Origin of the sequence: Psychrobacter fozii (genome assembly GCF_003217155.1) — a bacterium.
GTDB classification, from domain to species: Bacteria; Pseudomonadota; Gammaproteobacteria; order Pseudomonadales; family Moraxellaceae; genus Psychrobacter; species Psychrobacter fozii.
Genome location: NZ_QJSU01000003.1, coordinates 325,939 through 339,283, shown reverse-complemented (window position 1 = coordinate 339,283; position 13,345 = coordinate 325,939). Strand labels below are relative to the sequence as shown.

The following is a 13,345-nucleotide window of genomic DNA, read 5'->3' as shown; positions in this document are numbered from 1 at the left end:
ACAACTAAACTGCTGTTGGTAGCTCTCGATGCTTTAAGCCAATGGTTCTCAGCCTGCCTTTGTCATCGACTTCTTTGATGACCAGTGACCACTCGTCGCTTATGACGACAGTGTCACCAGAGACTGGTGCGGTAGCTAAACGTTGCTTTACATACTCAGCGACCGTCTGATCCCACATGCTTTTTGAACCATCTTTAGGCTTTGGCTTTAGATTATCTACTAGAGATTCGGACGTCATCGCTCCAGTAAAAAATGGCAAATCGCCGAGCTTGACACTGGGTGATAGCAGCCAATCTCCATAAAAGTCGTCAATCGCTTTATGATTCAAAGTCGTGTCATTAAAGATTTTGGCAATCTTGCTGGCGTGATTGCCTCGCATTGCATACCAAACGCTATCACCAAATTTGAGCTTCGTCTCTTCATCAGTAACGACAATCTGCTGTCCACGGACCAACGCAAAAATACGAATCTCGTCAGGGTTGACACGCTTAGAGATCTCCAAGGGATGTCGACCGATAGCAAAAGCACCGGATTGAACTTCGAACTCATACAGAGTAATACTGGCTTTATCAGACACCCAAACTTCGTGTTCTTCTTTTGGGTCTTTGTTCGTTGGAATACGCACTTTAAACAAATTCGCCATGATAGGAATGGTCGTTCCTTGCAAAATCAAAGACACAACGACTACGCCAAAAGCAATATCGAACAGCATAAAGGCATTGTCTATGCCTGCCATCACCGGTAAGAGAGCCAATGTAATAGGTACCGCACCACGCAGTCCAACCCAAGAAATAAAGCCAATTTCTCTGTCTTTAAATTTGAATGGTTTCACGCTGGTATATACGGCAATAGGACGAGCAACGAAGATCATAAAGGCCGCTATCGCTACTGAATAGTGCCAAACATTGAGAACATTCGATGGTGTGACTAGTAGCCCTAATACGACAAATAGCACCGCTTGTGATAGCCATGCAAAGCTATCCATCACTCGCATCACATGCTCAGTCGAGCGCACTTTGTGATTGCCAATCATGACACCCGTGAGATATACCGCCAAAAACCCACTACCGCCTAGCATGTTGGTAGCCGCAAAAACCGCCAAGCCAGCAGACAGTATCAAAATAGCATACATACCCTCTGCCAAGTGCACCTTGGGCAATAGCCGCGACAACAAATAACCAAAGAGCAAACCCATGCCCAAACCAACGCCTAACTGCTGCAACAGCAAACCTAAAAATCCAAGTACGCTCTGACCATCCGGATCAACGTTTAGGGCAATCAAACCAGTGACCAATAAAATAGCCAATGGATCGTTGCCACCGGACTCTAGCTCAAGCGTGGCTTGGACGCGATCGTTGAGCTTGACACCGCCATTACGTAATAGAGAAAATACTGCTGCCGCATCGGTCGAACCAACAATGGCCGCCATCAATAGACCAAAACGCCAATCGACATCGAGCAACCAAGTGACGAATACCCCTAGCACCATGACCGTGGCTAGCACACCCCACGTGGCCAGCGTAATCGCGGGCTTGAGTCCGACTCGGAATGACTTAAAAGAAGTACGTAGACCACCATCTAGCAAAATACAGGCTAAAGCTGCCTGCCCGACGAAATTGGCCAACGCGTATTGAGAAAACTCAATCCCTAAGATACCTTGCTCGCCAGCCAACATGCCTACTATCAAAAACAATAGTAACAAGGGAACGCCCAAGCGCGCTGACAATGTACTGGCCATAATACTGGCGAAAATTAACAATGCTCCTACGAGATATAGGATATTTAAGGTATCCATCTTTTTTTAAGCCCTATTTTTATCAATGGTGATGAATTAAGTTGGTGCGAAAATATTACAATTTAATCTTTTACCTTTACTAGTAAGATCCAGATCTAAATATAGTTGATTCAATTTAAAAAAGAGTCAGGGTAACCGAGTGTAGCTGTAACTGTGATACTTCAAGCGAGGTTGACGCCGTCACTCTTTTATATAGGATTAACTGTACTAAAAATATCATTAAGAATAACATCTACTATCATGTCTATAAAAACTATCTATAAATATTTTTACTAGCATTTTCTTTCACTTTGATCATGGTTGTATAAGTGAGTGTGATGACACGTCTTAAGCCCTATAAATACAGTTGGAACTGTTTTGCATACTATTTTAGAGACTCTCTTCAATACTGACTACGCTTGTATATATTGCCACGTAAGCACTAAGATAGCGGCAGCAATCATCCAAGCGACAACTCCCAGCATCAATGCTTTATATAAGCTGACATAGCCAATGCTAAAAAACACCACAAAAGTATAGATAAGATGAGGTATGACGCCGAGCATGCTAAATATCAAGGCGACTTTTAAATCAGCAGGGCTACGCTCGGTACCAACAATGAAATGGCTGATCAAAGTAAACGTGGGAAAAAGTGGCGCAAGTGCTGCCAAATAGAAAAATCGAGTTTGTGCAAATAATTGAATCGCCAATACCATCAAGGCACCAATAAGCATTTTTAGCCAAATCATGATGCGTTCTCTCCTATCGCATATTAATCGCTTAATTTATCACGATAATGAACGCACAGAACAAAATAGCTGATAATAAATAATGAGAATCCTAAAATACAAAAAAAGCCCTACTTAGCATTGTGCCAAATAGAGCTTTCACTGTCTAAAAACTAAAAAAAATTGATATAAAAACTAATTTTCTTTATGCACTGCTATTCATTTAAGAAGGCTTTAGTGCCGCGCTGATGTCTGCTAATAATGGCGGGATATCATGTTTGTCGGCGATGACTTCTAGCATCACCAACTTATCCGTGGTCACTGCTGCTTTTTCGAGTGCTGCTTTCAACTCACCAGCGGTCTCTACTTTGATCATCAAGCTGTTTTCTTCAGTCGCACCAAAGGCTTGTGGCATCAACTGCCAATTGCATTTAGGAATATCATTGTAAGCTTGATTTTCACCATGAATTGCACGCTCTACCGTGTAGCCATCATTATTAATCAACACGATGACTGGATTGGTACGCTCTTGGATCATCACCGCGATTTCTTGAATAGTGAGTAAGGCAGAACCATCACCAATCAACAACACACTACGCTTGTCTGGCGACGCAATGGCAGCACCCAAACTTGCGGGCAGCGTGTAGCCAATCGAACCCCACATTGGTTGCCCGTAAGACGTAACACCCTGTGGCAAACGCACATCACTAATACCAAAGTAAGCCGTACCTTGTTCAGAAAAAACCAAGTTATTATGATCTAAATGGTCTGCAATAATATGCCACAGATCGTCTTGGCGAATGGCCTCATCGTCTTTGCCGTTTTGCTCGTGAGGGTTGACAGGCTCACAGAAAGGTTTTGGCACGATTTTGATACCAGAGGTCATGACTTCATGCAAGACTTGCAGCGCATCTTTTAGCGCAATCGGTGCAAAATTTTGACCGCTGATTGATGCACGCTCATAATGCAAATCTACTACCACATCTTCGTTGATATCTTGACTGAACCCTGCCGTAGTTGTATCCGTATATTGCACCCCTATTTTGATCAGGCATTCGCAGTTTTCTACTACGTCCTTGACCACAGGGCGTGAGGCGACGCCTGCATAAGTTCCTGCCCAGCGATTACTGTTTTCATCAAGTAGCGTTTTACCCCAAGACAGCGTGGTATAAGGAATATCCGTATCAGCAATCAGTGCTTTGAGCTGATTTTGCAACCCTAAACGATGCACCATTAAATCTGCCATAAGCGTCGTGGTTTTATTCGGTAAAAACGCTATAAGCGCTTGCTTGAAATCCGCCAATGCCGCTTGGCTAGTGATATCTTCTTGGCTGTCAATCAGTTTTGTAGTTGGTGGGTAAATGGGCATTTTTGCCACATCAGGTGATAGCAGCAGATAGCCAGGACGATGTTTCTTAAGAATCAAGCGGATGACACGATCAATCTCTGAGGCTGCGTTTTCTGGTGTGAGTTGCGCCCGTGCCACGGTTACTGGCTCTACCATTTTAATAAAGTGATTGAATACGCCATCACCAAGCGAGTGATGAATACGGCGCTTTGAGTCTTGTAGAGCGGTACTTGGCGCTCCCACAACATGCAATACAGGTGCGTACTCAGCAAAAGAGCCTGCCGTCGCATTAATCGCTGACAACTCCCCCACACCGAAAGTCGTGACCATCGCCGCAAACCCACGCTCACGGGCGTATCCATCTGCAGCATAACCAGCATTTAGCTCATTGGTATTACCCACCCAACGCAATTTATCAGAGGCAAGAATGTTATCCAAAAAAGTTAAATTAAAATCACCAGGGACACCAAATATCTCCGATGCACCCGCTTCTGCGATGCGATCAAACAAATAATCAGCGATGGTATATTGTTGACTCATTTTATATCCTTATGACTTATCATTATAAGTATTGACGATTGTTTATATAATTGAAGTAAATTATAAATCGTATTCCAGCCTATTTATTCAATGCAAAGCTTTTGGAATAGTTTTTATAAGAAACTGTTATAACATATCTATGCAGTTGGATGACATGCCTGTTTTACTAACTTTACTTTTTTTTAACGTAAGTGTTGACAGGTAAAAAAAACTGCGTATAATACGCCTTCATCAACTGACGATAGTTAATTGATAATTAGCGGGAATAGCTCAGTGGTAGAGCATAACCTTGCCAAGGTTGGGGTCGAGAGTTCGAATCTCTTTTCCCGCTCCAAATATGGCTTGAAAGAGCACTAAAATCCTTACTTCTTATTTAAGAAGTAAGGATTTTTTTTGCCTGATTTTCGGGGCTTTTAGAGAAATTCTCGAAATATCGTTTTGAATATAGTTAAGTCTAACTACTCAAAAAAAATCCCGTTTCCATGGTGGTGCCCAAACTGTGCCCTACCCTAAAACCTCACATACATAACTGACCATACTTTGGCTATATCAGCTATTAAGCATAATGTGATGAATGTAAAATTTCTATAACAACTTCTCTTAAATATAGTTTGAGCTTAGTGGGCTAATAAATTGCGCTCGAAAGAGATACTATTAAGATTTTATATGAGATTGTGATTTTTTAACATTCAACCTCTTACTGCACACTATTAATGAAAGCATCTGTCTTCATATAATCTTCTAAGGCCGTTGTAAACCTTTCAATGGCTTTCAACCTACTTGACTTAGGGTAGCGATTCGTCACTTGATAACAAGTATATTCGGGTGCAAGTACGCTAAGCTCAGATATTTTAACAGGGTGGATTCTTTCAAATACACGTGCAATCCAAACAGGGACGATAGCCCATTTTTCTTCAAAGTCAAAAACAGTGAATAATAGTGAAACCGTATCAACACTAGAATACTCATTCTGATTTTTTTCCCACCAAAAATTGTGCCATATATGGTATTCAGAAACACTTGAAAAAAGAATTTCATCAGCTGTATCTAAATCATGCGGGTGAACCAATCTAGCATATTTTGATGAGATGGAAGAAATAATAACTCCTCTAGATTTAAATAAAGGTTTAGATATAGCATTTGGATATTTTAATGAATTAAGTGTGAAGCCGATATCGATATCGTTATTCTCAATGAGGTCATAAATAGTTTTGCTCCAGTGAGAACTCACATTTAAAGTAATCCCATTGCTGCTTTCACTAGCTTTCTTATCATCTGTATTATTGTTATTAATCAATTCTTTATATAGATTTGAAAACACACAAGTATTTAAACTATCAATACTAGCTACACTTAAGTTCATTTTAGACTCTTGTAATGCCCATATTTTCGTTTCCCGCCATAACGCTTTCCAACGCATTGCTATTTCAACAAACTCCTCTCCCTTTTGTGTCAAGGTGACTAGCTTTTCACCACGGCCACGTATGAATAACTCACAGTCAAGATGTTCCTCTAGAGCGCGCAAACGATGACTAACTGCCGATTGAGAGATGAACAGATTTTTGCTCGCTAAAGATAAGTTCTTTGTTTCTGTGATCATCAAAAATGTTTCTATTTGCTCAGTCTTCATTAGATTACCTCATGTTTATATATTAATAGTTTGAATATATCTAACCTCTTTAATTCATTATTATAATATTAACTGTAATGGTAGATTTAGGGGTGGATAAATTTTGTACCAATAGTTGCAACATTGTTCCTACAGCATTAACTAGCCTTGCAGGTTAGAACCTCACATGAACGTAACACATAGGAAGTGTCATTATGAGAAAAAAAAGGATGCAACTAAGTACTAAAGTATTCATTGGATTTGCCATAGGTATAGCCGCAGGTATCTTCTTTAAAGAACAAGCGCTGATCGCAAAGCCCATTGGAGATCTGTTCTTAAACCTAATCAAGATGATAGTTGTACCACTCGTGGCTTTCTCAATAGCAAGTGGAATCTCCAATATGGGAGACATACAAAAGTTAAAACGTGTGGGTAGTAAAACGTTACTATTTTATGTCGTAACCACTTTGTTATCAGGAGTCATTGGACTTATTGTTGCAAATTTATTAATGCCTGGACAAGGTTTTGAGATGAATATTATTTCAACAGATCCAGTTGTAATAAAAGAGATGGCTAGTGTCTCTGAAACCCTGTTAAGCATGGTACCGACTAACCCTATTCAAGCGCTTGCTGAGGGTAACTTAATGCAAATTATTATCTTCTCTTCCTTTTTTGGTATTGGAATGACAATACTAGGCAAACAAAGCGAGCCCTTCAAGAAAGTTGTTGATAGTGGAACGGAAATAATGCTTAAGGTTACTGACATTATTATGGGATTTTCTCCTTATGGTGTTGCTGCACTAATCGCTGCCTCAGTTGGTGAGTATGGCTTGGAGATATTTGGACCGTTGGCTAAATTTATTTTGGCTGATTATGTAGCGATGATCTGCGTTGTTTTATTCTTATATATCTTCCTATTAAAGTTCGTAGCTAAAGTAAGTTTAAAAGAATTTTTCAAACATATCCCTGCCGTTTGGGCTATCACGGCAAGTACAACAAGCAGTTCAGGCTCTCTTCCAGTCACCATGAAAGTAGCAGAAGAAAAATTTGGTGTGACAAAGGAGCTAGCAGGTTTTTCTCTTCCTCTGGGTGCAACGATTAATATGAATGGCGCAGCCGTTTATTTCGCCGTTGGGACTATGTTTGTTGCTCAGATATATGGCATTGAGATGACACTCTTTCAACAATTTATGACCATCACTATGGCAACGCTAATAGCAATTGGTTCGCCGGGGATTCCAGGTGGTGGCATCGTGATGATGGTTATTCTATTGGACTCAATTGGGTTACCTGCTGATATTATCGGCTTAATTGCGGCAATCTACAGAATAATTGATATGGGACATACCACACTCAACGTAACAGGCGACATGGTTTCAATGCTTTGTATTGCCAGAATAGAAAACTTATTTGAAGACGAGATTGAACCCAATCAGGAAGTAAAATTAGCCAAAACATAACTCTCTTACATTACACAATAGAGCTAAAACTATTAAACAAAGCAGAGAATACGGTGTTGTGACTTTATTATCTGCCTTGCTTACTCACTCTTAATTTTCAAAAAAATAATAGGATAATCGTCATGAAATACAACATTGAACAAGGTGAGCTTTTTAGTGAGTCCTTGAGTGAGATGATTAAAGACAAGTTTTATCACGTGGATATCGACCCAATTAATAAAACAAAAAGGCTTTTCTTTGATAACTCAGGTGGCTCATTTAGATTAAAAGCGGCCAGTAATATTTTTAAAGAACTAGATGAATTGCCAGACTGTCCAGAGCATGGCAATACAACTGCGAAATGGCTGATGGATATCCAAGAAGAAGGGTATCGTTCCATAGAAACCATCTTAAATATTGATAAAGGCAGTATCGTTACATCGCTCACTGCCTCTATGGTCATGTTTGATATAGTCAGAACTGTGATGGAGAATGTACCTGGCAATAATGTGGTGACAACCTTGTTAGAGCACCCTTCGGCTTATGACGCAATGGCTTCTTATGCCAAGGCAACAGGGAAAGAGTTAAGAGTGGCTAAGACTAACCCTGTGACAGGTGGCGTCGATGTTGAGGAAGTGATCAAACTGATTGACCAAGATACGTGTTTATTAAGCTTTATGTATGCATCAAATGTGTCTGGTGCCTTGTTAGATGAAGCCAAAATAGTGGCCGAAGCAAGAAAAATTAAACCTGATCTGTATATTGTGGCTGATGCCGTACAACATGCACCACATGGGATTATCGATGTGAGCAAGGTAGCCGTTGACGGGATTAATTTTGCGCCTTATAAGTTTTTTGGTCCACGTGGTTTTGGAGTTGGTTATGTATCAGAGCGATTGGCGAAATTACCACACAATAAGTTAATTGCGAAGCCACATGATTATTGGCAACTTGGTAGCCCTGCCCCAGCACATTTTGCAGCAGTCACTGAAGTCGTCAATTACGTGTGTTGGTTAGGAGAGCAGTTCATTACTTCAACGAAAAGAAGATATCTTTTTGTAGAAGGTATGACCCGTATCAAATTGCATGAAAGAGCTTTAATGCACGCAATGTTAGAAGGCACTGAAAATGTGCAAGGATTAAGACATATAGACGGCGTAAACGTCTATTTAGATTGCAAAGACTTGACCCAAAAAGACTTTATTATGGCTATTGGTTTTGACAATTTAGAATATAAGAAAGCCGTAGATCATTATGAAGCCGCAGGGGTAGTCACTTTCGAACGTTTACTATCAAGCCCTTACTCCTCAAGAATGTTGGAATCATTTGGTTTGAAAGGATCAATTCGTGTATCACCTATCCACTGCCATAATCTACAAGATATAGAAGAATTTTTAGAAGTTACCAAAACACTTTGTCAGATGCAGTAATTTAACTTAGCTTAAAGGCTTTTAATCATTCCGACATATAACAGTTTTGACTGAAATGAAGTTATATCATTCACCTCATTTTAGTCAAAATATAGCTAATACAACGAGTTTGCCAAGTTTTCTTGTATACCTTTTTTAATATAGAACGACATAGGTTGCGCAATATTTATATCGTTAGTATCATTTCAGTTTTGAAATGACTCAATTATAACTAGGAAAACCTTATGGCAAAATTAGAATCAAACATCGAATTAGAAGCCGCGGCATTTCGTCGCTTATTGGCTCATTTAGACGAGCGTAAAGATGTACAAAATATCGAACTGATGAACCTTGCTGACTTTTGTCGTAACTGTTTATCCAAATGGTATAAAGCGGCTGGTGAAGAGCGTGGTATTGAAATCGAATACGAAGATGCGCGCGAGCTTGTTTATGGTATGCCTTACTCTGAGTGGAAAGAGAAGTATCAACAGAAAGCAACGCCCGAGCAGTTAGCACGTTTTAACGAGATAGAAGCTGCTAAGAACAAAGCAGATTAAAGCTGACAGTGATGGCTCAAATAAAATAAGCCATCACTAGGGTGTGTCCTCATTTTAAAAATGATGATCAAAATAAGATAAATTGCAGTCAAACGAGGAAAATAGCGCAGATAATATCAGGATATTGACCAGATATTTGACGATGTTTGGCAAAATTTAGCTATTTTTAGCCCATTTAGAGGGCACTCGTTTGAATTGAGGACACGCCCTAGATAGTTATATCAAAAAAGCCAATACTGCCGCTAGATTAGCGGCTTTCTATAGATTTGAGTATACTGCTAAACCCTATGGTTCCTTGCTTCTGCATTTGACGGTCAAATAGGCGACCGAATAATGGCAATGGTACAGTCAATCGACCCTCAGATACCCAAGTCACGTGTGTGGTGCCATCGCCCAAGTCTTTTAAATCAATGACGCCTTTATCATGTTGCATTTTTATAGGTCTAGATTTTTCGATTTGGTATTGCATGTGAGTAGGACGCTCGAACGCCGTGATGCGCTCCCAAAACTTAACAGGTCCCGATTGAATGGTACGTAAAGCCCCAACGCCATTGCGCTCCTCGTCACCTTCATTCACCAACTTAGCTACACCTACGGCTTTAAATGAGCCATAACTGGCGTGGTCACTCAGTGCCTCAAATACCTCATCAATCGGTTTTTTGACAATGCGTTCTACTTTTATTTTAAACATAATATTATCCTGTTAAGGTCAAAGTTAAAATTATTTAGCTTACTGACATTTAAAAATGAATAAAGCAGTCGCACGTTAAAAACTTATGATCGCGAAACTACTACCGCTTAGACCCTCGGCCTTTTGAAGGACGCCTGCCATTGTTAGCAGGTTTGCCATTGCCTCCAGACTTACCATTACCCCCTGACGGCTTACCACGACCAGCAGGACGTCCATCTCTACCTTTAGAACCTGCTGGCTTTTTAGCATCATCCTTAGCGTATTTGTTACGCCCCTTTGCCGCACCCGCCGATTTTGAAGACGGTTTTGACTTTGATGAGGCATCAGTACGAGGTTTTTTTCGTGATGCATTACTAGATTTCTTAGGTGATTTATTATCTTGCGAAGAAGAGTCTTCTACAGATTTAAGTAACACAGACAACTCTTTTGGCGTTAAGTCTCGCCAGTCTCCAACGGGCGTACCCTTGAGACTTACATTCATAATCCGTGTACGCTCAAGTTTTACGACTTCATAGCCAAAATGCTCACACATACGGCGAATTTGACGATTCAGACCTTGAACTAGCGTAATGTTAAACACATTAGGCGCTACTTTAGTCACTGGGCATTTTTTCGTCATCTTGCCAAGCATTGGTACACCGCCCGCCAAACCCTCAATAACACTATCGGTTAACGGCTTATTGACCGTGACCAGATACTCTTTTTCATGGTTATTACCAGCACGTAGCACCTTGTTGACCAGATCGCCATTATTGGTCAAAAATATTAACCCTTGGGAATCTTTATCCAAACGTCCAATCGGGAAAATACGTAAACTATGTCTCACAAAATCGACAATGTTATTTTTCTCGGAGCTTTCTGTGGTGCTCACAATGCCCACTGGCTTATTCAAGACAATAAACACAAAATCATCGGGCTCTCGTGGCTCAATAAGCTGCCCATTAACCTTTACCGCATCTCCAGCAGCCACTTGGTCACCCACCGAAGCGCGCTTGCCATTAATGTACACATTACCTTGTTCAATAAAGCGATCAGCATCTCGCCTGGAGCAGATACCGCTTTCGCTGATGTATTTATTTAAACGAGTCGAGGAAGCGTTAAACATAGAGCACCGTTTTACCTGAGGAAAAGCTTTTTTGCTCAAAAAGCCTAAATTGAATGGATTATCAATAACGAAATAGCTCTCATTATATAGGAAATTCAGTGTCCCTTTGAGGAGAGATGAGCGAAGAGTTAGAAATATATCCAGAGTTATGTCAATCAGAGTGGCGTCAAAATTACTTGTTCATCATATCAAAGGTTTAAAAAACAGATAAGCATTGAAAAACATGGAACAGATTGAGCTTGTCTCTTCATTTTCTGAACTTAATTCACTTTGACCTATGCGATTCATTTCGTGATGCGTTTTTCTAACTCAGCTAATAGCTTATACGCGCTTGAGACTCAAGCAATGAGAATAGAATAAAAAACGCAGAGCACCACTTGATGCCTTGCGTGTTTTAGATTAAACGGTATTTACAGAATACTGCGTCTAAATTGTAGATAGGCCGCTGTGATTGCCGCTGCATCCTCTATCTGCGGATAATGACCTAACATAGGCATATTGGTTACATTAGCATCGGGTATCAACTGACGATAACGATCAATCATATGCTGTCCTGAGATAGGATCTCTGGCACCAGCAATCAATTTCACAGGTACGGTACTGTTGATAATGGCACCTACCCATCGCTCACGGTACTGCTGGCGTTGGGGGATATAGTTAATCAACTTATGCATCACACCCAATCCGTTATTGTGATTTAACAACTGCCATAACGTGTCTATCACCTCTGACGTAGGCTGTGTATCGGGGCCAAATATCCGTTGTAGACTGCCCGCAAATTTCTGTTTATTAATCAGCTTTGATACCAGAGGACCCAATGGCGATAGCAGTAGTTTCTGCACCAAGATAGGTTTGTGCGTCTCAGGGAATAAACCACCGTTTAAGAAGCATACGCTGGCAATGCGTAGCTCAATACTATCCTCAACTTGTCTTGCCAGCAACTCCTGAGCCACTGTATCACCATAGTCATGCGCTAAGATATGATAATCACTGATGCCCAGCCTTTCTAAAACCGCTTGATAAATATCGGCCTGCTCACTGATTAGATAGCGCGCGTTTTTGGGTTTGGCTGATAACCCAAACCCCAGCATATCGAGGGTGATGACATAATAATGCTCGGTTAGCGTATCCCACATGCCCTCCCAGTCCCAACTGGCACTAGGATAACCATGAATCAATAGCAATACAGGCGCACTTTTATCCCCTGCATACCGAGTGAATATTTGATACCCATGAATGGATTCATATTGCCCCTGCCGTTGCCACTCATCAAGAGTTATCATTAGAAACTTACTCCTCAAATGATGGGTCAGTGCGGCGCAACTTCCTCAACAATGCAGGCCATGCTATATCGCCATTCGCACCTCGGGTCACTTGCTCTGATGCAGCTTGGATACCTGCCAATATTTGTGCTGGTATCAGCGTCAAGGCACCTCCTCCGCTCTGCGCTTTGATCTGAATCTCACAAGCTCTTTGCATGATATACATGTACAAGAACGCATTGGCAACCGTATCGGCACAGGTGAGCAGACCATGATTGCGCAAAATCATAAAGTTAGCATCGCCTAAATCAGCAACCAAACGGACCTTTTCTTCAGGGTTTAATGCAACGCCTTCGTAGTCATGGTATGCCAAGTTAGATAGCGGAAATAATGATTGTTGCGAGATGGGTAGTAAGCCTTTTTCTTGCGCTGAGACGGCAACACCATCATTTGTGTGCAGATGAATGACGCAGTGCGCATCTTCACGAGCTTCATGCACAGCACTGTGAATGATAAATCCAGCTGGATTGACCTCAAACTCTGATGGTGCTACTTTTTCGCCTGCTTTGTTGACTTTAACTAAGCTAGAAGCGGTAATTTCTTCAAATAACATGCCATACGGATTGATTAAAAACTCATCCTCAGTACCTGGTACGCGCGCAGAGATATGAGTGAATACCAGATCATCCCAACCATAAGAGGCAATCATTCGATAACAGGCAGCAAGATTTACGCGCATCTGCCACTCTTGTTCGCTCATATTATGGTGTACACTCGATGTTGAATCCATTGATGTCGCGGTTTGCATAGCTGTTTGCATGGTGTATTCCTTTACTGTGTTAAATCTCCCGAATGATTACTTTACACCATTTTATAAAACCAA

General features: G+C 41.0%; 11 protein-coding genes and 1 tRNA gene. 4 read left to right on the top strand and 8 right to left on the bottom strand.

The window, feature by feature from the left end:
* Window positions 1–4: 4 nt before the first annotated feature.
* The 3 genes from DFP82_RS05995 to DFP82_RS05985 all read right to left on the bottom strand — a co-directional run bounded on the left by DFP82_RS05995 (window position 5) and on the right by DFP82_RS05985 (window position 4,390).
* Window positions 5–1,795 carry a potassium/proton antiporter gene (locus tag DFP82_RS05995; RefSeq protein ID WP_110922816.1) on the bottom strand — a complete coding sequence of 597 codons (1,791 nt, stop codon included), beginning with the start codon at window positions 1,793–1,795 and terminating at the stop codon, window positions 5–7.
* Between the two features lie 392 nt (window positions 1,796–2,187).
* On the bottom strand, window positions 2,188–2,523 hold the full coding sequence (locus tag DFP82_RS05990; protein WP_110922815.1) for a GlpM family protein: 336 nt from the start codon (window positions 2,521–2,523) through the stop codon (window positions 2,188–2,190).
* A gap of 202 nt (window positions 2,524–2,725) precedes the next feature.
* Window positions 2,726–4,390, bottom strand: coding sequence for an alpha-keto acid decarboxylase family protein (locus tag DFP82_RS05985; RefSeq protein WP_110922814.1), 1,665 nt, complete (start codon window positions 4,388–4,390; stop codon window positions 2,726–2,728).
* A gap of 259 nt (window positions 4,391–4,649) precedes the next feature.
* Here DFP82_RS05985 and DFP82_RS05980 point away from each other — a divergent pair.
* Window positions 4,650–4,724 (top strand) — tRNA-Gly (locus DFP82_RS05980).
* Window positions 4,725–5,087: 363 nt separating this feature from the next.
* Here DFP82_RS05980 and DFP82_RS05975 read toward each other — a convergent pair.
* Window positions 5,088–6,020: a LysR family transcriptional regulator gene (locus tag DFP82_RS05975; protein ID WP_110922813.1), complete on the bottom strand. Its 933-nt coding sequence runs from the start codon at window positions 6,018–6,020 to the stop codon at window positions 5,088–5,090.
* Window positions 6,021–6,214: 194 nt separating this feature from the next.
* Between DFP82_RS05975 and DFP82_RS05970 the strand changes: the two genes are divergently transcribed.
* The 3 genes from DFP82_RS05970 (at window position 6,215) to DFP82_RS05960 (ending at window position 9,404) form a co-directional block, all read left to right on the top strand.
* A complete protein-coding gene (locus DFP82_RS05970) occupies window positions 6,215–7,459 on the top strand; it encodes a dicarboxylate/amino acid:cation symporter (RefSeq protein ID WP_110922812.1) in 1,245 nt (414 codons plus the stop codon).
* Between the two features lie 122 nt (window positions 7,460–7,581).
* Window positions 7,582–8,868: an aminotransferase class V-fold PLP-dependent enzyme gene (locus DFP82_RS05965; protein WP_110922811.1), complete on the top strand. Its 1,287-nt coding sequence runs from the start codon at window positions 7,582–7,584 to the stop codon at window positions 8,866–8,868.
* Window positions 8,869–9,092: 224 nt separating this feature from the next.
* On the top strand, window positions 9,093–9,404 hold the full coding sequence (locus DFP82_RS05960; RefSeq protein WP_110922810.1) for a DUF1244 domain-containing protein: 312 nt from the start codon (window positions 9,093–9,095) through the stop codon (window positions 9,402–9,404).
* 247 nt (window positions 9,405–9,651) lie between these two features.
* Here the strand turns inward: DFP82_RS05960 and DFP82_RS05955 are convergent, their stop codons facing one another.
* From DFP82_RS05955 to DFP82_RS05940, 4 genes are all read right to left on the bottom strand, one after another.
* The gene (locus tag DFP82_RS05955; RefSeq protein ID WP_110922809.1) at window positions 9,652–10,095 is read right to left on the bottom strand and encodes an SRPBCC family protein; all 444 of its coding nucleotides are present in this window, start codon (window positions 10,093–10,095) and stop codon (window positions 9,652–9,654) included.
* A gap of 100 nt (window positions 10,096–10,195) precedes the next feature.
* Window positions 10,196–11,200 (bottom strand): 23S rRNA pseudouridine(2604) synthase RluF, encoded by a 1,005-nt coding sequence (gene rluF / locus DFP82_RS05950; protein WP_110922808.1) that lies wholly within the window; start codon window positions 11,198–11,200, stop codon window positions 10,196–10,198.
* Window positions 11,201–11,610: 410 nt separating this feature from the next.
* Window positions 11,611–12,483 (bottom strand): alpha/beta fold hydrolase, encoded by an 873-nt coding sequence (locus DFP82_RS05945; RefSeq protein ID WP_110922807.1) that lies wholly within the window; start codon window positions 12,481–12,483, stop codon window positions 11,611–11,613.
* Window positions 12,484–12,490: 7 nt separating this feature from the next.
* Window positions 12,491–13,282, bottom strand: a complete 792-nt coding sequence (locus DFP82_RS05940; RefSeq protein WP_227680804.1) for a class II aldolase/adducin family protein — start codon at window positions 13,280–13,282, stop codon at window positions 12,491–12,493.
* Between the last annotated feature and the right edge of the window lie 63 nt (window positions 13,283–13,345).

Excerpts from the sequence above, each read along its gene's own strand:
- rluF (WP_110922808.1), bottom strand. The coding sequence starts at position 11,200 with ATGTTTAACGCTTCCTCGACTCGTTTAAATAAATACATCAGCGAAAGC.
- DFP82_RS05975 (WP_110922813.1), bottom strand. The coding sequence starts at position 6,020 with ATGAAGACTGAGCAAATAGAAACATTTTTGATGATCACAGAAACAAAG.
- DFP82_RS05965 (WP_110922811.1), top strand. The coding sequence starts at position 7,582 with ATGAAATACAACATTGAACAAGGTGAGCTTTTTAGTGAGTCCTTGAGT.
- DFP82_RS05955 (WP_110922809.1), bottom strand. The coding sequence starts at position 10,095 with ATGTTTAAAATAAAAGTAGAACGCATTGTCAAAAAACCGATTGATGAG.
- DFP82_RS05995 (WP_110922816.1), bottom strand. The coding sequence starts at position 1,795 with ATGGATACCTTAAATATCCTATATCTCGTAGGAGCATTGTTAATTTTC.
- DFP82_RS05970 (WP_110922812.1), top strand. The coding sequence starts at position 6,215 with ATGAGAAAAAAAAGGATGCAACTAAGTACTAAAGTATTCATTGGATTT.
- DFP82_RS05960 (WP_110922810.1), top strand. The coding sequence starts at position 9,093 with ATGGCAAAATTAGAATCAAACATCGAATTAGAAGCCGCGGCATTTCGT.
- DFP82_RS05990 (WP_110922815.1), bottom strand. The coding sequence starts at position 2,523 with ATGATTTGGCTAAAAATGCTTATTGGTGCCTTGATGGTATTGGCGATT.
- DFP82_RS05985 (WP_110922814.1), bottom strand. The coding sequence starts at position 4,390 with ATGAGTCAACAATATACCATCGCTGATTATTTGTTTGATCGCATCGCA.
- DFP82_RS05940 (WP_227680804.1), bottom strand. The coding sequence starts at position 13,282 with ATGCAAACAGCTATGCAAACCGCGACATCAATGGATTCAACATCGAGT.
- DFP82_RS05945 (WP_110922807.1), bottom strand. The coding sequence starts at position 12,483 with ATGATAACTCTTGATGAGTGGCAACGGCAGGGGCAATATGAATCCATT.